The sequence below is a fragment of the Azospirillum terrae genome (assembly GCF_053470425.1).
This window is the reverse complement of the sequence record NZ_JBPXMR010000005.1, coordinates 293,172-314,517: the sequence shown is the minus strand read 5'-3', so window position 1 is coordinate 314,517 and position 21,346 is coordinate 293,172. Positions and strand designations below refer to the sequence as shown.

The 21,346-nt window shown below is 69.2% G+C and carries 27 protein-coding genes; 9 read left to right on the top strand and 18 right to left on the bottom strand.

The window, feature by feature from the left end:
* Window positions 1–18 precede the first annotated feature (18 nt).
* Entirely contained in the window at window positions 19–1,116 is a 1,098-nt protein-coding gene (locus tag ACSVDD_RS16130) for an asparaginase (protein ID WP_448190389.1), read from the bottom strand.
* Between the two features lie 76 nt (window positions 1,117–1,192).
* On the opposite strand from ACSVDD_RS16130, the gene ACSVDD_RS16125 reads away from it, so the two are divergent.
* Window positions 1,193–1,792, top strand: coding sequence for an RNA methyltransferase (locus ACSVDD_RS16125; RefSeq protein WP_448190388.1), 600 nt, complete (start codon window positions 1,193–1,195; stop codon window positions 1,790–1,792).
* On the opposite strand, the gene ACSVDD_RS16120 is transcribed toward ACSVDD_RS16125, so the two are convergent.
* Genes ACSVDD_RS16120 through ACSVDD_RS16110 form a run of 3 tightly spaced genes read right to left on the bottom strand, consistent with a single transcriptional unit; the run spans window position 1,789 to window position 3,900 of the window.
* Window positions 1,789–2,706, bottom strand: coding sequence for a queuosine salvage family protein (locus ACSVDD_RS16120; protein ID WP_448190387.1), 918 nt, complete (start codon window positions 2,704–2,706; stop codon window positions 1,789–1,791). The two genes, ACSVDD_RS16125 and ACSVDD_RS16120, sit on opposite strands and share 4 nt — an antisense overlap.
* Window positions 2,707–2,710: 4 nt before the next feature.
* Window positions 2,711–3,364 carry a ChrR family anti-sigma-E factor gene (locus ACSVDD_RS16115; RefSeq protein ID WP_448190386.1) on the bottom strand — a complete coding sequence of 218 codons (654 nt, stop codon included), beginning with the start codon at window positions 3,362–3,364 and terminating at the stop codon, window positions 2,711–2,713.
* A complete protein-coding gene (locus ACSVDD_RS16110; RefSeq protein WP_448190385.1) occupies window positions 3,361–3,900 on the bottom strand; it encodes a sigma-70 family RNA polymerase sigma factor in 540 nt (179 codons plus the stop codon). The genes ACSVDD_RS16115 and ACSVDD_RS16110 overlap by 4 nt, the downstream gene beginning before the upstream one ends.
* Before the next feature lie 282 nt (window positions 3,901–4,182).
* Here ACSVDD_RS16110 and ACSVDD_RS16105 point away from each other — a divergent pair, with 282 nt between their 5' ends.
* The gene (locus ACSVDD_RS16105; protein ID WP_448190384.1) at window positions 4,183–4,731 is read left to right on the top strand and encodes an invasion associated locus B family protein; all 549 of its coding nucleotides are present in this window, start codon (window positions 4,183–4,185) and stop codon (window positions 4,729–4,731) included.
* 144 nt (window positions 4,732–4,875) lie between these two features.
* Window positions 4,876–6,045 (top strand): dual-specificity RNA methyltransferase RlmN, encoded by a 1,170-nt coding sequence (gene rlmN / locus ACSVDD_RS16100; protein WP_448190383.1) that lies wholly within the window; start codon window positions 4,876–4,878, stop codon window positions 6,043–6,045.
* A 4-nt stretch (window positions 6,046–6,049) separates the two neighbouring features.
* On the opposite strand, the gene ACSVDD_RS16095 is transcribed toward rlmN, so the two are convergent.
* From ACSVDD_RS16095 to ACSVDD_RS16085, 3 genes are read right to left on the bottom strand one after another with little or no spacing between them, the layout of a single operon-like run.
* Window positions 6,050–6,466 (bottom strand): type II toxin-antitoxin system VapC family toxin, encoded by a 417-nt coding sequence (locus ACSVDD_RS16095; protein ID WP_448190382.1) that lies wholly within the window; start codon window positions 6,464–6,466, stop codon window positions 6,050–6,052.
* Window positions 6,463–6,696 carry a FitA-like ribbon-helix-helix domain-containing protein gene (locus tag ACSVDD_RS16090; RefSeq protein ID WP_448190381.1) on the bottom strand — a complete coding sequence of 78 codons (234 nt, stop codon included), beginning with the start codon at window positions 6,694–6,696 and terminating at the stop codon, window positions 6,463–6,465. The genes ACSVDD_RS16095 and ACSVDD_RS16090 overlap by 4 nt, the downstream gene beginning before the upstream one ends.
* A gap of 29 nt (window positions 6,697–6,725) precedes the next feature.
* The gene (locus tag ACSVDD_RS16085; protein WP_448190380.1) at window positions 6,726–9,674 is read right to left on the bottom strand and encodes a PAS domain S-box protein; all 2,949 of its coding nucleotides are present in this window, start codon (window positions 9,672–9,674) and stop codon (window positions 6,726–6,728) included.
* Between the two features lie 294 nt (window positions 9,675–9,968).
* Between ACSVDD_RS16085 and ACSVDD_RS16080 the strand changes: the two genes are divergently transcribed.
* The 3 genes from ACSVDD_RS16080 (at window position 9,969) to ACSVDD_RS16070 (ending at window position 11,744) form a co-directional block, all read left to right on the top strand.
* On the top strand, window positions 9,969–10,202 hold the full coding sequence (locus ACSVDD_RS16080) for a hypothetical protein (RefSeq protein ID WP_448190379.1): 234 nt from the start codon (window positions 9,969–9,971) through the stop codon (window positions 10,200–10,202).
* Window positions 10,199–10,444: a hypothetical protein gene (locus ACSVDD_RS16075; RefSeq protein ID WP_448190378.1), complete on the top strand. Its 246-nt coding sequence runs from the start codon at window positions 10,199–10,201 to the stop codon at window positions 10,442–10,444. The genes ACSVDD_RS16080 and ACSVDD_RS16075 overlap by 4 nt, the downstream gene beginning before the upstream one ends.
* Window positions 10,445–10,508: 64 nt before the next feature.
* Window positions 10,509–11,744: an argininosuccinate synthase gene (locus ACSVDD_RS16070; protein WP_448190377.1), complete on the top strand. Its 1,236-nt coding sequence runs from the start codon at window positions 10,509–10,511 to the stop codon at window positions 11,742–11,744.
* A gap of 305 nt (window positions 11,745–12,049) precedes the next feature.
* Here the strand turns inward: ACSVDD_RS16070 and ACSVDD_RS16065 are convergent, their stop codons facing one another.
* Both ACSVDD_RS16065 and ACSVDD_RS16060 read right to left on the bottom strand, forming a co-directional pair.
* A complete protein-coding gene (locus ACSVDD_RS16065) occupies window positions 12,050–12,454 on the bottom strand; it encodes an antitoxin Xre/MbcA/ParS toxin-binding domain-containing protein (protein WP_448190376.1) in 405 nt (134 codons plus the stop codon).
* A gap of 92 nt (window positions 12,455–12,546) precedes the next feature.
* The gene (locus tag ACSVDD_RS16060; RefSeq protein ID WP_448190375.1) at window positions 12,547–13,308 is read right to left on the bottom strand and encodes an SDR family NAD(P)-dependent oxidoreductase; all 762 of its coding nucleotides are present in this window, start codon (window positions 13,306–13,308) and stop codon (window positions 12,547–12,549) included.
* A gap of 177 nt (window positions 13,309–13,485) precedes the next feature.
* Here ACSVDD_RS16060 and ACSVDD_RS16055 point away from each other — a divergent pair, with 177 nt between their 5' ends.
* A complete protein-coding gene (locus ACSVDD_RS16055; protein ID WP_448190374.1) occupies window positions 13,486–13,932 on the top strand; it encodes a hypothetical protein in 447 nt (148 codons plus the stop codon).
* A gap of 3 nt (window positions 13,933–13,935) precedes the next feature.
* Here ACSVDD_RS16055 and ACSVDD_RS16050 read toward each other — a convergent pair whose 3' ends face one another.
* From ACSVDD_RS16050 to ACSVDD_RS16010, 9 genes are all read right to left on the bottom strand, one after another.
* On the bottom strand, window positions 13,936–14,217 hold the full coding sequence (locus tag ACSVDD_RS16050) for a GNAT family N-acetyltransferase (protein WP_448190373.1): 282 nt from the start codon (window positions 14,215–14,217) through the stop codon (window positions 13,936–13,938).
* Window positions 14,214–14,480 carry a hypothetical protein gene (locus ACSVDD_RS16045; RefSeq protein WP_448190372.1) on the bottom strand — a complete coding sequence of 89 codons (267 nt, stop codon included), beginning with the start codon at window positions 14,478–14,480 and terminating at the stop codon, window positions 14,214–14,216. The genes ACSVDD_RS16050 and ACSVDD_RS16045 overlap by 4 nt, the downstream gene beginning before the upstream one ends.
* 116 nt (window positions 14,481–14,596) lie before the next feature.
* A complete protein-coding gene (ccmI, locus tag ACSVDD_RS16040) occupies window positions 14,597–15,991 on the bottom strand; it encodes a c-type cytochrome biogenesis protein CcmI (RefSeq protein WP_448190371.1) in 1,395 nt (464 codons plus the stop codon).
* Window positions 15,991–16,464, bottom strand: a complete 474-nt coding sequence (locus tag ACSVDD_RS16035; protein ID WP_448190370.1) for a cytochrome c-type biogenesis protein — start codon at window positions 16,462–16,464, stop codon at window positions 15,991–15,993. Before ACSVDD_RS16035 ends, ccmI begins: the two co-directional genes overlap by 1 nt.
* Complete coding sequence (locus ACSVDD_RS16030; RefSeq protein WP_448190369.1) at window positions 16,461–16,994, bottom strand: DsbE family thiol:disulfide interchange protein; 534 nt, start codon at window positions 16,992–16,994, stop codon at window positions 16,461–16,463. The genes ACSVDD_RS16035 and ACSVDD_RS16030 overlap by 4 nt, the downstream gene beginning before the upstream one ends.
* Before the next feature lie 16 nt (window positions 16,995–17,010).
* Complete coding sequence (locus ACSVDD_RS16025) at window positions 17,011–18,996, bottom strand: heme lyase CcmF/NrfE family subunit (protein ID WP_448190368.1); 1,986 nt, start codon at window positions 18,994–18,996, stop codon at window positions 17,011–17,013.
* A 7-nt stretch (window positions 18,997–19,003) separates the two neighbouring features.
* Window positions 19,004–19,462 (bottom strand): cytochrome c maturation protein CcmE, encoded by a 459-nt coding sequence (ccmE, locus tag ACSVDD_RS16020; protein ID WP_448190367.1) that lies wholly within the window; start codon window positions 19,460–19,462, stop codon window positions 19,004–19,006.
* On the bottom strand, window positions 19,459–19,677 hold the full coding sequence (gene ccmD / locus ACSVDD_RS16015) for a heme exporter protein CcmD (protein WP_448190366.1): 219 nt from the start codon (window positions 19,675–19,677) through the stop codon (window positions 19,459–19,461). Before ccmD ends, ccmE begins: the two co-directional genes overlap by 4 nt.
* 100 nt (window positions 19,678–19,777) lie before the next feature.
* Window positions 19,778–20,497 (bottom strand): heme ABC transporter permease, encoded by a 720-nt coding sequence (locus tag ACSVDD_RS16010; RefSeq protein WP_448190365.1) that lies wholly within the window; start codon window positions 20,495–20,497, stop codon window positions 19,778–19,780.
* A 150-nt stretch (window positions 20,498–20,647) separates the two neighbouring features.
* On the opposite strand from ACSVDD_RS16010, the gene ACSVDD_RS16005 reads away from it, so the two are divergent.
* Window positions 20,648–20,914, top strand: a complete 267-nt coding sequence (locus ACSVDD_RS16005) for a FitA-like ribbon-helix-helix domain-containing protein (RefSeq protein WP_448190364.1) — start codon at window positions 20,648–20,650, stop codon at window positions 20,912–20,914.
* Window positions 20,911–21,345, top strand: coding sequence for a type II toxin-antitoxin system VapC family toxin (locus tag ACSVDD_RS16000; protein WP_448190363.1), 435 nt, complete (start codon window positions 20,911–20,913; stop codon window positions 21,343–21,345). The genes ACSVDD_RS16005 and ACSVDD_RS16000 overlap by 4 nt, the downstream gene beginning before the upstream one ends.
* Window position 21,346: the final 1 nt, after the last annotated feature.

Below are 21,346 nucleotides of genomic sequence, written 5' to 3'. Positions count from 1 at the left end.
ACCGACCCTACAGACCTCTCACGCCTGAGGCCACCCCGCGGCCGGCCGCACCTCACCGACATGCGCCCCGTTGCGGTTGGTGACCGGCTCGGCCAGCAGCGTTTCCGCCCCGGCCCACTGCGCGTCGGTCAGCGCGTTGGTGGCGCGGATCAGCGCCGCCTGGGCGATCTCGCGAGCCCGGTGGGCGCCGTCTTCGATCTTCAGCGCGATGCCGATGCCTTGGCCGGGGATCACGGCGCAGCCCACCCCCTCGGCACCGCCCTTGACCAGCACGGCGCCTTCCGCCGCCTGCATCATCCGCGTGTCGAAGCCGGTGCGGCCGGAGATCAGGTAGGGGTGCTTGGCCCAGGCGGCGCGGATGCGCGTCACCGCCTCGGCCCGGCGGTCGGGCAGGTCCTGCGGGTCGGCGACGCGCGCCATGGCGTAGGCCAGCGCCCCCAGCGGAATGCCGATGGTCGGGATCGCGCAGCCGTCGATCCCCCACGGCGCGCGCGACAGATCCTGCGCGGTCATCTGCTCCAGCACGCCCAGGATGCGCTGCTGCACCGGGTGCTGGTAGCGCACATAGCCCTTCAGCGGCTCGCCCTTGTGCCGCGCCGTTGTCAGGAAGCCGGCGTGCTTGCCCGAGCAGTTGTTGTGCAGCGCCGTAGCCGGCTCGCCGCGGCGGAGCAGGGCGTGCGCGGTCGCCTCGTCGCTGGGCAGGTGGGCGCCGCACTCGTAGTCGTCCACGGTGCAGCCGATGCGGTCCAGCCAGCGCGCCGCCAGGTCTGTGTGCACCGGCTCGCCGTGGTGCGAGGAGCAGGCGAGCGCCAGTTCCTCCTCGCCCAGGCCGAAGGCGTCGAAGGCGCCGGTCTCGATCAGCGGGATCGCCTGCAACGCCTTGATGGCGGAGCGCGCGTAGATCGGCGCGTCGATGTCGCCCCAGCGCGCCAGCACCCGGCCGCCGGCATCGACGATGACGGCGTGGGCGCGGTGCCGGGATTCGACCATGCCGCCGCGCGTCACCTCCACGGCGACCGGCGCCTCGGCCGGGCCGGAGAGGTCGGCGCTGCCCTGGGCGGGGGTATGGTCATGGTCGTGGCCGCCGCAGCAGCCGTCGTGTTTATCGTGGGTCATGGGCGAGAACTTGCCTCCGCGCACGGTCCGGTGCAAGGTGCCGCCCGGAATTTCGGCCTTCAGCGTTGGCAGAATCATGGACCCCGCAAGCACCGCCCGCGGCTACTTCGCCATCGGCGTCGAGAACATCAGCAAGCCGGGCAACGTCGGCAACCTGATCCGCTCGGCGCACGCCTTCGGCGCGTCGTTCTTCTTCGCCATCGAGCCGGCGCCGGACATCCGCGAGATGAAGTACGTCGATACCTCCGGCGCGCCGGAGCATCTGCCGTTCTACATCTACGACGGGCTGGCCGACCTGAAGCTGCCGCGCGACTGCATGCTGGTCGGCGTCGAGCTGACCGACGACGCCATCGAACTGCCGAGCTTCCGCCACCCGCTGCGCGCCGCCTACGTGCTCGGCCCGGAGCGCGGCAGCCTGTCGCCGGACTTGCAGGAGCGTTGCGACTTCATCATCAAGATCCCGATGAAGTTCTGCGTGAACGTCGGCGTCGCCGGGGCGCTGGTGATGTACGACCGGATGATCAGCCTGGGCCGCTTCGCCGAGCGCCCGGTGCGCACCGGCGGCCCGACCGAGGGGCCGTCCACGCACAAGCGCGGCAACCAGAAGATCCGCAGCCGGGCGGAACGGCGGCGGCGGGCGGCGACGCTGGGGCGCGGCGAGATCCCGGTGGATTAATAAAACGCCGTCTTGGTCCGGTGGCGCGGCTTGGCGCGGTATTCGGGCTGTTGGCCGCGGTGCCAGAGCACGCGGTCGACCAGCACCGCCGGCACGCCGAGCGCCGCCGACAGCAGTTCCACCGCGTGCACGGAGGCCGCGCGCAGTTCGGTTTCCTCGCGGCTGCCGGCGGGGATGAACTCCCCGCGGTCGATGCGCTCCGCCAGTTCCGGCGCGACGGTCAGGATCTCGTCGTGGCGCAGCACGTGCGGCAGCAGATTGTCGGCGAAGGCGGTCAGGCGGGCGAGGTCAGTGAACCCCGCCACGCCCGCCAAGACCAGATCCGCCGCCGCGATCTGCGCGCGCTTGTAGAAGGGCGAGTCCTCGAACAGCGGCATGCGCCAGAGGATGGTGGCCAACCGTTCAGCCGATCCTTCCGCTGCCGCCACCAGATCGAGGAATCGGCCGCCGTACGTCTCCCCCACAAAATGGCCGAGGTCGCCCAGCGCCGACGCGTACAGCCCGGCCAGCTCGACCGCCGCGGGGTTCGCCGGGTCGAGGCCGAACAGCGCCAGCACGCTATCGGTGTCGAGCGCCGCCAGCCGCTCCGCCGACAGCGCGCCGTGCTGGCGGATATGTCCGCTCAGCCGGCCGGCGGTCGCCGCGTAGCCCGACGCCGTCGGGCCGAAGATGTCCGGGAACCAGCCGGAGCCGAAATTCACCGAATCCAGCGTCAGCACGAAGGCCGCCGTGCCCTCCGGGTCGCGCTCCGGCTCGACGTAGTGCATGTCGGGGTCGAGCGTCAGTGGCGTGCTGGCGAAGGAAGGGGCAAGCGTACGGGCGTACGTCTCGATCCGGTCGGCCTCGACGCGCACGTACAGGGCCTGCCCGGCGATGCGGGCGCAGGCGCCGCGGACGATGTTGAAGAAGCTCACCGGGTCACAGCCGCAGGAAGGGGTTGAGGAATCGCCCGATCGCGCCGGTCAGGCGCAGCCGGCCGAGCGTCACCGACAGGCAGACGCAGCCTTCCGGGTCGGCCACCGGCTTGTGGTCGATGGAGCCGTCGCCGACAGCCACGTCGCCGCGCACGAAGTGCCCGAGGGAGTCGCTGAAGCCGCCGTGCAGGACGATGGCCAACTCCAGCCCGTCGTGGCTGTGCTGCGGCACCGAGGCGCCGCCCTTCATGCGCACCAGCCGTGCCCGCTCGCCGCGGCTCAGGCGGATGTCGCTGCACTGGAAGCCCGGCGCCATCATCCGCCAGCGCACCTGCGACAGATCGCAGCCGACATAGCTGCGCAGCGGTTCCGGCAGCACCAGCGCGCCGGGCGGCGGGGGCATCCGGTGGGGCGGCGCCGGCTCGTCCGGTTCGTCGAGGCGAGTGAGCAGCGCGTCCAGCGCGCCGGGGGAGAGCGTGTCGGGCTCCAACCCGTCGAGCAGCGCGCCGCCGACCGCTTCCAGCTCGTTCACCGCGTGGCGGCAGCCGGGGCACAGCGCCAGATGCGTGGCGACGACCAGCCCGCCGGCCTCGCCCAGGCCGCCGCCGGCGTAGTCCATCAGCAACGCGTCGCCGGGGTGATGGGTGGGAAGGCTCATGACGGGTCTCTCAGGGCCTTGCGCAGGCGGTCCAGGGCCAGACGCAATCTGGACTTCACCGTGCCGAGGGGAAGCCCGCGCTCGGCCGCGATGGCGCTGTGCGGCTTGTCCTCGAAGTAGGCGAGTCGCAGCAGATCGGCCTGTTCCGCCGGCAGTTCCTTCAGCGCCGCCTGCAAGCGGCTGTTGGCTTGGGCCACCTCCAGTGCGCGGTCGGCCGGCTCGACCGGGTCGGGGACCAGCGCGGGGTCGTCGGGGTCGATCTCCGGCCGCTGCTCGCGCCGCAGCGCGTCGATGCGCCGGTTGCGGGCGATGGTGAACACCCAGGTGCTGGCCGAAGCCTGGGCGGGGTCGAAGGTCTCGGCACGGCGCCAGACCAACAGCATCACCTCCTGCACCAATTCCTCAGCCGCCTGGGCGTCGGACCCCAGGCGGCGCAGATAGGCCTTGAGCCGCGGGGCGAAGTGGCCGAACAGCGCGGCGAACGCCGCCCGGTCGCGCGCGCGACCCACCGCGAGCAGCAGATCGTCGGGCGACATGTCCGCCGCGGCCGGAGGAGAAGGTTCCTGCATGTCTGCATTGAAGGCGAAGGCGGGCGCGCGCACAAGCCGCTCGTGCCGTCCCGGACACGGAAAAAAGGATGAGAAGATGTGCCGAGGGGCATGTTGCATGAACGCTTTGTACGCAGGACACCGTCCGTCGGATCACGAGCTTGTCCATTGGGTGCGGCGTCTTCGGCAAATCGCCGGGAGCCTCTTCAAACCGAGGCCGAATTCGGATAGTGTCCGCCTCACCCGAAACCATTTCGCAGTCGCACAACGATGTTGCCCTTCCGCACCGTTCGTGGCGCCGCCGTCGCGGCCCTGGCGCTCACCGCTTTCACCTCCTTCGGCGCCCCCCATGGCGCTCTGGCGGACGAGCCAAAGGTCCTTGGCTCGTTCAAGGACTGGAGCGCGTTCGCCTTCGACGAGGGCGGGCACAAGGTCTGCTACATGTCCAGCCAGCCCAAGAAGAAGGAGCCGGCCGGCGCCAAGCGCGGCGACATCTACGTGCTGGTCACCCACCGTCCGGGCGAGAAGAGCTTCGACGTGGTGAGCTTCATCGCCGGCTACTCCTTCAAGAAGGAGAGCGAGTCGGTGGTGGAACTGGGCGGCAAGACGATCAAGCTGTTCACCGACGGCGAAACCGCCTGGGCGCGCGACGCCGACACCGACAAGGCGCTGGTCGCCGCCATGAAGGACGCCAAGGGCAAGCCCATGGTGATGAAGGGTGTCTCGGGCCGCGGCACCAGGACCACCGACACCTACAGCCTGGACGGCGTGACCGAGGCGTACAACGCCATCAACGTGGCGTGCGGTGTGAAGAAGTAAGAGGTTTTTCTTTTCCCTCAGACGGCGGGCGGGGCCATCCGGCCCCTTGCCTTCGCGGCCATGAGGCCGCGGGGCCGCCGTCGCGGCCCTTTTTCTCCTGCGCCACTTTGACTCTGATGGCGTCAGGGCCTATGTAAATCGGCCATGAACGCCATCAGCACCGCTGCCCTGAGCCCCCTTCCGCACGCTGATGCGGACGGGCGCAAGAACCTCGTCGGCCTCTCCCGTGAAGAGCTGGAGGCCGAGATGCTCGGCTTCGGCCTGGAGAAGTTCCGCGCCCGTCAGCTCTGGCACTGGATCTACCACCGCGGCGCCACCGACTTCGCGGTGATGAGCACGCTCGCCAAGCCGGTGCGCGAGAAGCTGGCCGAGGCCTACGCGGTGCTGCGCCCGACCGTGGTGCGCGACCTGAAGTCCACGGACGGCACCCGCAAATGGCTGCTGCGCATGCCCGACGGCCAGGAGGTGGAGAGCGTCCACATCCCCGAGGAGGACCGCGGCACGCTGTGCGTCTCCTCCCAGGTCGGCTGCACGCTGACCTGCCGCTTCTGCCACACCGGCACCCAGCGCCTTGTGCGCAACCTGGATGCGGCGGAGATCGTCGCGCAGATCATGCTGGCGCGCGACGCGCTGGAGGAATGGCCGGCGCCGCCCGACGGGCGGATGATCTCCAACGTCGTCATGATGGGCATGGGCGAGCCGCTGTTCAATTACGAGAACGTCGCCAAGGCGCTGAAGATCGTCATGGACGGCGACGGCATCTCGATCTCCAAGCGGCGCATCACGCTGTCCACCTCGGGCGTGGTGCCGATGATGAAGCGCTGCGGCGAGGAGCTGAACGTCAACCTCGCGGTCAGCCTGCACGCCGTCACCGACGAACTGCGCGACATCATCATGCCGATCAACCGCAAATACCCGCTGAAGCAGCTGATCGACGCCTGCCGGAACTACCCCGGCGTCAACAACGCGCGGCGCATCACCTTCGAGTACGTGATGCTGAAGGGCCTGAACGACAGCCCGGCCGACGCGCGCGCGCTGGTCAATTTGCTGCGGGGCATTCCGGCGAAGATCAACCTGATCCCGTTCAACCCGTGGCCGGGCGCGCCGTACGAGCGCTCGACCGACCGGGCGATCCAGGTGTTCGGCGACATCGTCAACAACGCCGGCTACGCCAGCCCGGTCCGCACTCCGCGCGGCGAGGACATCATGGCCGCCTGTGGCCAGCTGAAGAGCGACTCGTTGCGGCTGAGCGCTGCGGATCGCGCGGCGATCCAGAAGGTGATCGAGGAGAAGGACGCCGAACTGGCGGGGTGAGGCGTCACGCCAACTGTGAGAGATGCACCATGCGGCTCTCGAACCGTGTGCCGGTCGCCGTCTTCAGGAATCTCTGGTCCAGCGTAACCACGGTGGCATCCTGCGCCTCTGCAACGGCAAGGTAGAGGCAATCGTACACGGGGTGCCGCAATTCTGCGGCAATGTGGCCAGCCGTTGCTATCAACGGCATTGTCGCCGACCACCGCACGGGAACCTGTCGGATGGCGGCGAACACACCGGTGTCCCCGGGGCGCGCATTGGGGTCCCGTTGCAAGCGCTTCCATAAGACATTCGCCAACTCGACGGCCATGAAGTCGGGCGCCGACAAGTCGTGATGTTTGGGCAGTTCGGCCGCGCGGTCGCTCAATGGCTCGCCGAGAAACCAAAGCACCGCAACGCTTGCGTCCACCACGAGCCTCACCGGTCACGATCCTCCCGGACCGCCTCGACGACGTCGAAGTTCGGCAGCGGCGTGAAACGGGCTCGCCACGCCGCCGATACAGCCTGAAAATCGTCAGGCTCAGGCATGGCCGCTTCCGTCAGGATGCGGCGGACCTCCTGCTCCAGCGACAGTCCCGCCGACTGCGCGCGCGTTTCCAAACGGTCGACCACCGTCTCTTCCAGGTCCCGGATCAGCAGTTGCCGTCCCATGCCGTGCCTCCGACCGTTCCAGGGAAAGGTTAGGCTGGGCCGCTCGCCGCTTCAAGGGGCTGACCACCCGCCACCCTCTCCCTGGGGAAGCGGACGGTGACGGTGGTGCCGCGGCCGACGGTGCTGGCGATGCTCAGCGTGCCGCCGTGCAGTTCCATCAAGTTGCAGCTGATCGCCAAGCCCAGCCCCGTCCCGCCGAAGCGGCGGCTGATGGTGTTGTCGGCCTGCTGGAACGGCTTGGCGATGGTCTGGAGCGCCGCCGGGTCGATGCCGATGCCGGTGTCGGCCACCACGATCTCCAGCGCCCCATCCGCCGCCAAGCCCGCCGACAGCGTGACGCGGCCGCCGGCCGGGGTGAACTTCACCGCGTTCGACAGCAGGTTCAACACCACCTGACGCACCGCGCGCTCGTCGGCGCGCAGGCGCGGCAGCGTCGCAAGGGCCGCCCGCTCCAGCGTCACGCCGTTGGATTCCGCCGGCAGCGCGCTGACCGTCAGGCAGGAGTCCAGCAGTTCCTCCAGCTTGATCTCGCGCTCCTCGATGATGTAGCGCCCGGCTTCCAGCTTCGACATGTCCAGCACGTCGTTGATCAGGTCCAGGAGGTGCATGCCGCTTTGCTGGATATGGTGGGCGTATTCGGCGTAGCGCGCGCTGCCGATCGGCCCGAACACCTGATGCACCATGATCTCCGAGAAGCCGATGATGGCGTTCAAGGGCGTGCGCAGTTCGTGGCTCATGGTGGCGAGGAAGTTGCTCTTGATGCGGTTGGCGCTTTCCGCCTGCTCCTTGGCCTGGGCCAGCCGCTCGGCCGCCTCCACCCGTTCGGTGACGTCGCGGGCCAGCACCAGCACCATGGGCGTCGGGGCGAAATCGGCCGGCAGCGCCGTGGTGCGCGCCTCGAACCAGCGCCGGCCGGCGGGCACTATCAGCGGGTATTCCATAGTCTGCGGTCCGTCACCGCGCAGCGTCCGGGTGATCGCGTCGGTCATCCGCGCAGCGATGTCGGGCGGCAGCACCTCGCCGATGTGGCGGTCGATCACCGCGTCGGCCGGGGCCACCATCAGGTCGGCGCGTGGGGCCAGTATCTCGCGGTAGCGGCCGGCGGCGTCCATGATGAAGGAAATGTCCGGCAGCGCTTCGATCAGCGCCCCCAGGCGCGCCGTGCTGGTGCGCAGCGCCTCCTCGGCGTGGCGACGCTCGGTCACGTCGCGGATGACGCCCAGGTTGCGGTCGGGGCCGAGGCGCACGGCGTTGATCTCGACCAGAAGGACTTCGCCGTCCTTGCGCCGCAGGGCCGCCTCGCCGCGAAATTCGCCGGTGAGCAGCAGCGTGGCGTAGCACTCGGGAAACCGGCCGGTCAGCCGGTCGGTGTCCGACACCACGTCCGGCACGCCCCGCGACAGCAGCTCGTCGCGCGTGTAGCCCAGCATCTGGCAGGCCGCCGGGTTGGCGTCCACGTAACGCCCGCCGCCATCGGTGACGACGATCCCCTCCATGGCGGCGTCGAGGTAGGAGCGCAGCCGCGCCTCGCTCTCCCGCAGGCTGTCCTCGATGCGCTTGCGCTCGGTGATGTCGCGCGCCTCGGCGACCAGCAGGACGACGCGTCCGCTGCAGTCGCGCACCGGCTTGACCGAGCAGTCCACCGTGTGCGGGCCGCCGGTGCCGTCCAGGTCGGCCTCGAAGCGGACCAGGGTGCCGGCCGCCGCCCGCTCCACCGCCGCGCGCATGCGCTCGGCCGACTCGGGCCGGCGCCGCCACGCGCGCATCTTCCAGGCCGGGCAGCCGATGGCGCCGGCCGCTTCCGCGTCGCCAAAGCGGCGGTTGCCGAATTCCAGACCGGCCCGGTTGATCGCCAGCATCCGGCCGTCCGGTTCCAGCAGCGCCATGTACTGGAACGAGCTGTCGAAGATCGCCCGCGCCCGCCGCTCGCTGTCCCGCAACGCCCGCGCCGTGGCCTCCAGGCGCGTGAGATAGCGCAGCAGCAGCACGGTCAGCAGCGCGATCACCACCATCTCGCCGGTCAGTTCCATGAGCTGCTGGCTGGTGGTGGCGCGCCAGCCGGCGAGATAGTCCGGCTCCGCCATTCGTACCGAGACGTAGAGCGGCAGCCCCTCCACCGCGCGGAAGGCGACGATCCGTGGGGTCCCGTCGACGACCGAGCGGCCGGTCAGCGTGCCCTCGCGCTGGTCCTTGCGCTGCTCGCGGATGGCGGCGGCCAGTTGCGCCGGCGTGGCCGACGTGTCGGCTTCGCGGGGGTGGCGGGCCAGCCTGTAGCCGTCCGGCGTCCACAGCGTGACGCTGCCCTGCGGCCCGACGTCCAGCGAGGCGTAGAAACGCTCGATCCGCTCCAGGTCGATGGTCGCCCACACCACGCCGCCGAAATTGCCCTGGGAATCGCCGACGCGCCGGCTGATCACCATGACCCAGCCGCGGTTGGCCCGGCTGAGCAGCGGAGCGGAGATGAAGCTGCCGCGGTCTTCGGCTCCCTGGTGTGCTCTGAAATATTCGCGGTCGGCAACCCTCAGGCCGTTGGCCTGTCCGAGCGCGTCCATCCGCACCCAGCCATCGGCGTTGGCCACCGCCAGCGTGCGGAAGGCGCCGCTGGCCGTCAGCAGCCGGTCCAACAGGCGTTTCAGCTCCTCGTCGCCCAGCGGCGTGGCGCCGGCCCGCTGGGTCAGCGCCTCGGCCACCGCGGCGGCGGCCAGATCGGCGGTGCGGAAGATGCCCTGGGCGTGCAACTCCAGCGTCTTGACGAGGTTCTGCGCCTGACGGGTCGCGTCCTGCTCCGCGCGCTCGCGGTCGCGCAGGATCTCGGTGACGGTGACCGCCGCCAGCCCGCCGGCCACCAGCAGAATCAAGCCCAGCAGGCCCCTGCGGAAGCGGGTGAAGACGGTCGTGCCCGGCGGTTCGCCCAGGGCATTTGCGGCGGTTGCATTCGCGGCGGTGGGGGAGGGCGGGGACTCGGAAGGGGCGGTCACGATGGTGGCGCGGGGGCATGCGGGCGGGGGTAGTCCGGCCCATCGTAGCATTACGGCGGATGGCGATGCACGGCCGGCGCGCAGCCGCCCCAACTTCGTTCTCGACAAGCGAGGCCGGCGCGGGGCATGTAAGACCGAAGGCGCTTGATGTCTTCCATCAAGCGCCTTCGGTTTAAACCCGACAGCTCAATGCGTAGCATTGAGCTGAAGGGGCATACGGCCGGCCGATCATGAAGCATTCATGCTCCGGCCGTTTGACCCGCCATTCCGATCAAGCGCACCGGGAGGGCCGCCATGCAGGACCTCATCCACCATCCCGCCTTCGGGATGATCCTGTTCAACCTGCTCATCGTCTGGCCGCTGTGGCGGATCTTCCGCCGCACCGGGCTCGATCCGCGCTGGGCGCTGCTGCTGTTCGTGCCCATGCTGGGGCCGCTGCTGGTGCTGATGGTGCTGGGTCACCGCAAATGGCCGGCGCTGCCCGCGCGCGCGCCGCGCCCGGCGCCCAAGGCCAGGAGGTCGGCATGAGCATCGAAAGCGTCTTCGGGCTGTCGCCGTGGATCGGCCTGAGCCTCATCTCGGTGGTGCTGGTCTATGCCATCGTGCTCGGCGGCTGGGTGTTGGCGAAGGCCGGGCGCAGCCCGTTGTGGGTGCTGCTGCTGCTGATCCCGTACGTCAACGTGCTGGCCGTCTGGGCGTTCGCCTATGCGCGCTGGCCGTTCGTGGACGGAGCCAATGCCGTCCCGGGACCATCCCAGGACACCGATTGATTCGCGCGGGCGGCGGGGCTACTGTCCGGCAGCGTTATTCCTTCCCTTCCGCATGAGCCTTCCCATGACCGTTGCGCCCGGCAAAGAGATCAAGAAAGTCGTGCTCGCCTATTCCGGCGGCCTGGACACCTCGGTGATCCTGAAGTGGCTGCAGGAGACCTACCGCTGCGAGGTGGTGACCTTCACCGCCGACCTCGGCCAGGGCGAGGAGCTGGAGCCCGCGCGCAAGAAGGCCGAGTTGCTCGGCATCAAGCCCGAGAACATCTTCATCGACGACCTGCGTGAAGAGTTCGTGCGCGACTTCGTCTTCCCGATGTTCCGCGCCAACACGGTGTACGAGGGGGTGTACCTGCTCGGCACCTCGATCGCCCGGCCGCTGATCGCCAAGCGCCAGATCGAGATCGCCAACATGGTCGGCGCCGACGCGGTCGCCCACGGCGCCACCGGCAAGGGCAACGATCAGGTCCGCTTCGAGCTGGGCTATTACGCGCTGCGCCCGGACATCAAGATCATCGCGCCGTGGCGCGAGTGGAACCTGAACAGCCGCACCACGCTGATCGACTACGCCGAGAAGAACCAGATCCCCATCGCCAAGGACAAGCGCGGCGAGGCCCCGTATTCCACCGACGCCAACCTCCTGCACATCTCGTACGAGGGCAAGGCGCTGGAGAACCCGTGGGTCGAGGCCGACGAGGACATGTACACCCGCTCGGTCTCCCCGGAGAACGCGCCGAACACGCCCACTTATATCGAAGTCGAGTTCAAGCGCGGCGACGCGGTGGCGATCAACGGCAAGGCGCTGTCGCCGATGAACCTGCTGACCGAGCTGAACCGCCTGGGCGGCGAGAACGGCATCGGCCGCCTGGATCTGGTGGAGAACCGCTACGTCGGCATGAAGTCGCGCGGCGTCTACGAGACGCCCGGCGGCACCATCCTGCTGGCGGCGCACCGCGGCATCGAGAGCATCACGCTGGACCGGGGTGCCGCGCACCTCAAGGACGAGCTGATGCCGCGCTACGCCGAGCTGATCTACTGCGGCTACTGGTGGAGCCCGGAGCGTCTGGCGCTCCAGGCGCTGATCGACCAGACGCAGGAGGTGGTGAACGGCACGGTGCGGCTGAAGCTGTTCAAGGGCAGCGTCTCGGTGGTCGGCCGCCAGTCGCCGAACTCGCTGTACCGCCTGGACTACGTGACCTTCGAGGAAGACAGCGTCTACAACCAGAAGGACGCAGAAGGCTTCATCAAGCTGAACGCCCTGCGTCTCCGGTTGGGGGCGATGGCGAAGGCGAACGTGAAGTAAGGACTGTGCGGGAGGGCTGCGGCCCTCCCGCCGCCATGCAAAACGCGGCCTCGCGGGAGCGGGGCCGCGTTTTTTATGGGGGAATTGGTTCGGCTCGGATTTCACGACGGCCTGAACTCTCTCACACCGTCATCCCCGCGCAGGCGGGGATCCATGGCTTCGCAACGAAGCGCCTGAGCCGGCCTGGATCCCCGCCTCTCGCGCTGGCGCAGCCAGCGCTGGCGGCAGGCGGGTCCTGTGGACCCGCTGAGAGCCTGCGCGGGGATGACGGAAAAGGAAAAGTTCAATCCGTTCAGGAAGACCGCTCAGAAAATCGGCTTCGGCGCGTCCAAATAGTCGATGGCTTCCACCAAGCCGGTGATGGTCTGCACCGTTTCCATGGGCGTGCCGTCCAGCACCGGGTTGTGGTGGTTCATCCACTCCCGCGCCGCCTTGGCGTCGCCGTCGACGATGGCGTCCAGCGAGCGCCAGAGGCGGGTGAACAAGATGGCCAGTTCCTGCGCCTTGCCGTCCTCGGGCAGCGCCTCGCCGTTGCGCAGGCGCGCCAGCAGCGCCTCAGGCACGCCAAGTATGCGCCCCATCACCCGGTCGGGCATGGCGAGCTGGTCGGCGGCGCGCAGCAGCGCCTGGGTGACGGCGAGCGCTTCGGGAGAGGCGCTGGCGGCCTTGGGGGAGGCGCTGGCGGCCTTTCGCAAGGGCTTGGGCGGCATGGCGGTTCTTTCGTCAAAGGGGCGGGAGAGCCTCGGCCCTCCCGCGGGTGCATCATCGCGGCTTGGTCATCGCGGATCAATCACTCGATCACTCACTGCGGTGCCATGCGAATGGCGCCGTCCAGGCGGATCACGTCGCCGTTCAACATCTCGTTCTCGACGATGTGCTGGACGAGGCGGGCGTACTCCTCCGGGCGGCCGAAGCGCTTGGGGAAGGGCACGGTGGCCGCGAGGCTGTCCTGCACCTCCTGCGGCATGTTCAGCAGCATCGGCGTGCCGATCAGGCCCGGCGCGATGGTCATCACGCGGATGGCGTTGCGGGCGAGGTCGCGCGCGGCGCAGATGGTCAGCGCCACGATGCCGCCCTTCGACGACGCGTAGGCGGCCTGGCCGATCTGCCCCTCGTAGGCGGCGACCGAGGCGGTGTTGACGATCACGCCGCGCTCGCCGCTGTCCAGCGGGTCGAGCTTTGCCATGTCGGCGGCGGCAAGGCGCAGGATGTTGAAGGTGCCGATCAGGTTGACCTCGATCACCTTGCGGAACGCCTCCAGCGGCATGGCGCCGTCGCGGCCGACGATGCGCTGGGCCGGCGCGATGCCGGCGCAGTTGACGGCGATGCGGGCGGGACCGTGCGCGGCGCTGGCCTGTTCGAAGGCACGCTCGGCGGAGGCCGAATCGGTGACGTCGCAGACCATGCCAAGGCCGCCGATCTCGTGCGCGACCTTCAGCACCGCGTCCTCGTTGACGTCGAGCACGGTGACCTTGGCGCCGTTCTTCGCGAGGTGACGGGCCGTCTCGGCGCCCATACCCGAGCCGCCGCCGGTGACGATGGCCGAAAGTCCTTGGATCTGCATGTGGTTTCCTCCCCTGCCTTCCGATTTATTACTCTATGTAGCAGGGCCGGGCGGTGGGCGGAACCCGCCTGAGGGGGGAGCGACACCCCGTCGCTTGCGGCGCCGTGATCGACGGCCCATCATCGGCGGCCCAGGTGGCATGTCGGGATGGGTGCGGTGCAGCCAGCGGAGTGGAGCATGGTGGCGAGGGGTCTCTTGACGGCGTTCCTGCTGGCCGGCGCGGCATCGGCTTCGGCTGCGGCCGGACCGGCACGCGAATGGTCGCTCAACACCGCGAGCGCCGATGTCGGCGCCTCGCTGGAGCGGGAGGGCAACCGCGAGTCGCTGGTGCTGCACGTGCATCCGCACGACGGCGTGCGGATCGAGCCGCCTGTGCTGCGGGTGGACGCCCCGGCGCTGATGCGCTCGCACATCGCCGTGAAGTTCCCGACCACCGTGCGCGCCGAGGGCAAGGGCCGGGCGGCGACGATCCGCGCGGCGCTGCCGCTGGACGGGCCGGGCAAGGTGCACTTCGCCGACGCCGACCGCAACGACGGCGCGCTGCGCATCGAGTACCGCTACTGCACGGCCAAGACGGACTGCGCGGTCGAGAGCGTGGACATCGCCCTGCGCGCGGGGCCGTGAAGACTACGAACCGGCCAGCAGATCCTGGTATTCGGGATGCTTCTGGATGAAGTCGGCGATGAAGCGGCAGCGGGCCACCACCGGCATGCCGCGGGCGCGGGCGGCGTCCAGCGCGCCGCGCGCCAGCGTCGAACCGACGCCGTGCCCGGACAGGCTGTCCGGCACCTCCGTGTGGGTGAACACCAGTTGCCCGTTCTCAATGCGATAGGCGGCGAAGGCCGTGGCGCCGTCCATGGTCAGCTCGAACCGGTTGCGGGCGGGGTTGTCGGTGACCGCGCCGGTCATCGGTGCGGCACGGTGGGGTGCGGCACGGCGGGCTTGGACTCCGACTCAGGCTCAGCGGTGGCGTCGTCGGGGGAGCCGCGGCCGCTGTTCGGCTCGTCGGCCAGCGCGCGGTTGAACTGCATGGCCTTCTCGATGCCGTCGAACCAGAAGGTCCGGCCCTCGCAGACGAAGTCGCTGCCGGCCACAAAGCCGATGTCGCGCGCCACCGCCATCCCCTGCGCTTCGGGGACGTTGATGGGCCATTGGAATTTCGAGTCCGCCATGACGCGCCTCCCGGTTTGCCTCATCTGCGACAACGGAAAGCCGGGGCCGGCGTTCCCCGGCGCGTCCTTCTGGCGAGGTCGCCCTTCCCCTTTGGGGCAGGGCGCCTCGGGCGTGGTTACCCGCCCGTCTTGAGGGCGGATATCCGCTGGCGGACGGCGTCGCGGTCGGGGTCCTTGGGGTCCATCTGCACCAGCAGGCGGTTCCACAGCTCGGCCGCCTCGTCGCGCCGGCCGGCGCTGGCGGCGTCCAGGCCGAGCAGCCACAGCGCCTCCTTGTTGGCGGGGTCGAGGGCGACCACCTCGCGCAGCGCCGCGACCGCCGTGGGCGGGATCGGGCCGTCCTCCGGCGCCTGGGCCAGCAGCGCGTCGGCGTAGGCGATGCGGGTGTCGACGCGCTGCGGCGCGCGGTCCACCGCGTGCTTGGCGGCGGCGATGGCCTTGTCGTGTTCGGCCAGCACCGTGTAGGAGCGGGCCAGCTTCAGCCAGCCGTCCACGTCGTCGGGCCGGTCCTGCATCTTGGCGGCGAGCTGCGCCACCATGTCGCGGATCATCCGCTGCTGGTCGGCGTCCTGACCGCCGATCTGTCCGCCGTTCTGGCCGCCGGCATCGGGGTGCCCCTCCGGCGGCAGCGGCTTCGGCATGACGCTGGCGACGTCCAGCTTCAGGATGTCGGCGGTCTCCTTGATGCGGGCCTGCACCATCGGCAGCCACGGCGCGTCGGCCGGCGTGTCGGCGACCAGGGCGGCCCAGCCCTCCAGCGCACCGCGGGTGTCGCCGGCCTGGAGCTGCGCCAGCGCCAGGAAGAAGCGGCCACGGGCGTCCTTGGGGTCCTTGACCAGAATCGCCTGGAAGACGCGCTTAGATTCCTCGGTGAGGGTGCCGCCGTTGGCGGCGGTGGACATCTCGGCGTAGGCGGCCTTGGCGTCCAGATCGTCGGGCTGGAGATCGGAGGCGCGCTTCAGCGCGTCCGCCGCCTGCTCGTAACGGCCGATCTTGCCGTAGGTCTGGCCCATCAGAGCCCAGGCTCGGGCGTCGTTGGGGTTCTCTTCCAGATGCTTCTTCAGCTTCTGCATCGCCTCCATGACCTGGGGGGGCGGGCCGCTCTGGCTCTGCTCCTTGGCGAGGTCGCGGGACGCCAGCGGCATGGCCGGCAGGTCCGGCCGGCCGAGCGGCAGATAGACGGCCAGCGCGCCCAGCGGAATGGCGACCGTCAGCAGCGCCGCCACCGCCTTGGCGCGGGTGACGCCGGTGCGCGGCGCGGTCTTGGCCTCGTCGGCCAGCGCCAGCATGCGCCGGGCGATCTCCGCCTTGGCGGCGCCCATCTGGGCGTCGGTGATCAGGCCGCGGGTGCGGTCGCGCTCCAGTTCGGCCAGCTGGTCGCGGTAGACCTCCAGGTCGTAGGCGCCGCGGGTGGGGGCGTCGGCGTCGGTGCGCGTGGCCTTCAGCAGCGGCGGCACGATGATCAGCACGACGACGGCCGTCAGCGCCGCCGCGAGAATCCAGAACAGCATCAGATCCCGTCCTTGCGGAGAAGCGCGTCCAGGCGCCGGCGCTCGTCATCGGTCAGCGGCGCGGTGTCGCCCGCCGGCCCGCCGGCCCGCCGGCGGTTGCGCAGATAGGCCACGGTGGCCAAGCCGCCGAACGCCAGGATGGCGAACGGCCCGACCCACAGCACCAGCGTCGTCGCCTTGAAGGGAGGGCGCAGCAGCACGTAGTCGCCGTAACGGTCGGTGATGTATTGCAGCACCTGATCGTTCGAGTCGCCCTTCTTCAGGCGCTCGCGCACGATGACGCGGAGGTCGCGCGCCAAGTCGGCGTTGGAGTCGTCGATGGACTGGTTCTGGCAGACCAGACAGCGCAGATCCTTGCTGAGGTCCCGCGCGCGCTCTTCCAACTTCGGGTCGGACAGCACCTCGTCGGGCAGCACGGCCAAAGCCGGCAGGCTGGAAACCGACAGCAGGAGAGCCAGCAGAAGCGCCCTCATTCCGACCTCAGCTTTGCGATGAGTGGGAGGATTTCCGTCTCCACAATGGCCGGGCTCAGCGGGCCGGGGACCTTGTAGCGGATGCGGCCCTGACGATCGATCAGGAAGGTCTCCGGCACGCCGTAGACGCCCCAGTCGATGGCCGTCCGGCCGTCGCGGTCGGCGCCGATGGCCGTGTACGGATCGCCATTGCGGGCGAGCCAGCCCAGCGCATCGTCCGGCGCATCCTTGTAGTTGATGGCGCGCACGGGGATCCGCTCGTGCTCGGCCAGCCGGCTGACGATGGGGTGCTCGGCCCGGCAGGGGATACACCACGAGGCGAAGACGTTGACCAGCTGCACGTCGCCCTTCAGGTCGGTCGAGGCGACGCCCCGGTCGCGGCCGGGCAGCGGCGGGAGCGTGAACTCCGGCACCGGCTTGTCGATCAGCGCCGAGGGGATCTCGCGCGGGTCGCGGTCGAAGCCGCGCAGGAACGCCACGCCAAGCCCGAGAAAGAGCAGCAGCGGCAGGATGTACATCAGGCGGCGCATGGTGTCGTCCAGTTCCTCACTCGGCCGGTTGCACGACGGCACCGGCGCCGTTGCGGCGGCGCTCCGGCGCACCGACGCGGTAGCGGCGGTCGGACAGCGACACCAGCCCACCGAACACCAGACCCAGCGCGCCGATCCAGATCCACGGCAGCAGCGGGTGGTGGTACATGCGCACTACCCACAGCCCCTGCGCGTCCGGGTCGCCCAGCGCCACGTAGACGTCCGACGTCCACGTGGTGTGGATGGCGGTTTCCGAGGTGGTCTGGCGCGACACCGGGTAGTTGCGGCGCTCCGGCTCCAGCGTGGTGACCACCGCGCCGTCTCGTTTCAGCGTGAAGGTGCCGATGTCGGCGCGGTAGTTCTCGCCCGCACCCTGGCGCACGCCGTCGAAGGTCAGCGTGTAGCCGGCGATCTGCGCGGTGTCGCCGGGCTTCATGCCCTTGATCAGCTCGGCGTTCCACGACGAGGTGGCAGTCATGCCCAGGATGCCGACGCCCATGAAGGCGTGCGCGATGGTCATGCCCCAGGCGCTGCGCGGCAGATTGACGGCGCGGCTCCAGCTCTCGGCCGGCGGGACGCGGAACAGGCGGATGCGCTCGGCGAACTCGACCAGCGATCCGACGAAGGCCCAGGCACCCATGGCGACGCCGACCAGCGCCATCACCGGGCCGCCCACCGCCCACACCGTGAGCAGCACCGCCGCCGCGGTCGCCACGATCGCCACCCACAGCCGGCCCAGCGCGCCGGGCAGGTCGCCGCGCTTCCACGACAGCAGCGGGCCGACGGTCAGGGCCGCGACCAGCGGAATCATCAGCGGCACGAAGGTCGAATTGAAGAACGGCGCCCCCACCGACACCTTGCCGAGCTGGAGCACGTCGAGGAACAGCGGGTACAGCGTGCCGATGAACACCGTGGCGGTCGCGGTGGACAGCAGCAGATTGTTCAGCACCAGGGCGCCCTCGCGGCTGACCGGGGCGAACATGCCGCCGGCCTTCAGCGTCGGTGCGCGCAGGCTGAACAGCAGCAGCGATCCACCGGTGGCGATGGCGAGCAGCACCAGGATGAAGATGCCGCGCGCCGGATCGACGGCGAAGGCGTGCACCGAGGTGAGGATGCCCGAGCGCACCAGGAAGGTGCCCATCAGCGACAGCGAGAAGGTGATGATCGCCAGCAGGATGGTCCAGGTCTTCAGCGCGTCGCGCTTCTCCACCACGGTGGCGGAGTGCAGCAGCGCGGTGCCAGCCAGCCAGGGCATGAACGAGGCGTTCTCGACCGGGTCCCAGTACCACCAGCCGCCCCAGCCCAGCTCGTAATACGCCCACCACGAGCCCAGCGCGATGCCGGCGGTCAGGCAGCTCCACGCGGCCAGCGTCCACGGCCGCACCCAGCGCGCCCAAGCCGGATCGACGCGGCCCTCGATCAGCGCGGCGACGGCGAAGGAGAACGCCATGGAGAAGCCGACGTAGCCCGCGTAGAGGAACGGCGGGTGGAAGGCGAGGCCGGGGTCCTGAAGCAGCGGGTTCAGATCGTGGCCGTCCAGCGGCGGCGGCATCACGCGGATGAACGGGTTCGACGTGATCAGGATGAACAGCAGGAAGCCGACGGCGATGATCCCCTGCACCGCCAGCACGCGGGCGTGGAGGGTGGGCGGCAGGTTGCGGCCGAACAGCGCGACCGCGGCGCCGAACACCGCCAGCATGACCACCCAGAGGACCATCGAGCCCTCGTGGTTGCCCCACACGCCGCTGACCTTGTAGAGCATCGGCTTCAGCGAGTGGCTGTTGTTCACCACGTTCAGCACGCTGAAATCGGACACCACGTGTGCCCAGGTCAGCGCCGCGTAGGCGACGCCGATCATCGCCACCTGCGCGAAGGCAGCGGGGCGCGCCACGTTCATCCACGTGGTGTTGCCGGTGGCGGCGCCCACCATGGGCAGGGTGGACTGGACCAGCGCCACGAACAGCGTCAGAACCAGGGCGTAATGGCCGAGTTCGGGGATCACAGGACCCTCACTGCTTCAGCGTCTTTGCGGTGTCTTTGAAGTGCTCGGCGCGCTTCAGCGCGTCGGTCACCTCGGGCGGCATGTACTTCTCGTCGTGCTTGGCGAGCACCTCGCGCGCCAGGAAGACGCCATCGGGGCGCAGCTTGCCCTCGGCGACGACGCCCTGACCCTCGCGGAACAGGTCGGGCAGCTGGCCGCGGTAGGCGACCGGCACGCCGGCCACGCCGTCGGTGACGCGGAACTCCACCGACACGCCGTCGGGCAGGCGCTTGACCGTGCCCTGCTCGACCAGCCCGCCCAGGCGGAAGCTGCGGTCCTTCACCTCGGCCGTCCTCGTCTGCAAGTCCGAGGGGCTGAAGAAGAACACCAGATTGTCCTGGAACGCGGTGAGCGTCAGCGCGGTCGCCGTGCCCAGCCCCAGCAGGGCCAGCAGCAGCATGTACAGACGGCGTTTCTTGCGAGTCATCCTTCACCCATCTCCGCCGCCGCGCCTGGGCCGGCAGCCTCGCGCCGGGAGCGGCGGCGCGGTGGCCGGCTCCCTTCCAGCGCCTTCAACGTCGCCTCGCGGTCGCGCAGGCCCTTGATCGACGCCACCAGAAGCCCGAGCAACACCAGCGCCGCCATCCCGTAGGCGGGCCAGACGTACGCGGCATAGCCGCCCATCGCAAAGAATTCAGCCATGGCACTTCAAGTGGTCGTGTCCATTCAACGGTTCGGATCATGCCCAAGCGTATGGCGCTTTCAAGGCGTTCGCTTTGATCGAAAACAAACTGCGCCGCGTTCAGCCATGCGCCTCGCTGAAGCGGAGCGTCTGCACCTTGCGGGCGATGATCTCGCTCTTCACACGCAGCAGCACCACCGTAACAAAATACGCGGTAAATGCCATCGCCATGACGAACAGGGGCCACAGCATGGAACCGGCGATGGCCGGGCCGCCCATCTTGATGACGCTGGCGGGCTGGTGCAGCGTGTTCCACCAGTCGACCGAGAACTTGATGATCGGCACGTTGACGATGCCGACCAGCAGCAGCACGTTGCCGGCCTTCACCCCGCGCTCGGGATCGTCGAAGGCGTTCACCAGCGCCATGTAGCCGATGTACAGGAAGAACAGGATCAGCACGCTGGTCAGTCGCGCGTCCCACACCCACCAGGTGCCCCACATCGGTGCGCCCCACAAGGACCCGGTGAACAGGCACACGAAGGTGAAGCCGGCGCCGATGGGGGCGGCGGCCTTGGCGAACAGGTCGGCCAGCGGGTGCTTCCACACCAAGCCCACCGCGGCGGCGATGGCCATGTTGGTGTAGACGAACAGGCTCATCCAGGCGGCCGGCACGTGGATGTACATGATGCGCACCGTCTCGCCCTGCTGGTAGTCGGGCGGCGAGCCGAACAGGCTGAGGTACAAGCCCAGCACCAGCAGAATGACGGTCAGCCCGGCGCTCCACGGCAGCAGCACGGCCGCGATGCGCAGAAAACGGGCGGGATTGGCGAAACGGTGCATGGGAACCTGTCTGTTCGGCCGACTGTCGGACGATATAGTCTCACAGTGGCGCCGACGCGAGGGGTCTGCCTTGACCTTTGTCAGTTTTAGCAACGGTTGACCGCGCGGGAACGGCGCGCGACATTGCTCATGCGTGGTAGGGAGGCTCCGGTGGGCGATATCACGATCCGCAACATCGACGACTCGCTCCTGCAAGCGCTGGAGGAGCGCGCCTCCGCGGCCGGCCGGTCGCTGGAGGACGAGGCGCGGCAGATCCTCGCCCAGACGGTGCGGACCGATCCGCCTGAAGATCCCAAGGAGTTCTGGGAGAGGGTAAGGCAGTTTCGGGAAAGCTTCGGGGACAAGGTCTTCTCCGACAGCGGCGAGATCGCCAGCGAGATGCGCCAGCAGCGCTCAAACGAAGTCGGTGGACCGTGAAGCGGTTGCCGTTATCCATCGTCGTCGATTCGAGTGTGGCGGTGAAATGGTGGATCGCTGAAGCCGACAGCGTGCTGGCAACGTCCTTGACGCAAGGGCGGACGCTCGTCGCCCCGGATTTCCAGTCCGTGGAATGTGCCAACATACTCTGGAAGCATGTGCGACGTGGTGAGATCACCCAAGCGACGGCCACTGCCGCTTTAATGATGCTGCAAGCAGCTCCCATCTCCCGCACCCGCGATACGGATTTGGTTTCAGACGCACAGCGGCTGTCCGCTGATCTGGACCATCCCGTCTATGATTGCCTGTATCTCGCGCTGGCTCTCCGGCATGGCATCCCGGTCGTCACCGCCGACCGCCGCTTCGCGGCGCTTGCGGAACGCTCCCACGTGCTCCAGGGCGCGCTCGTCCTGTTGAGCGCGCTGGCCTGAC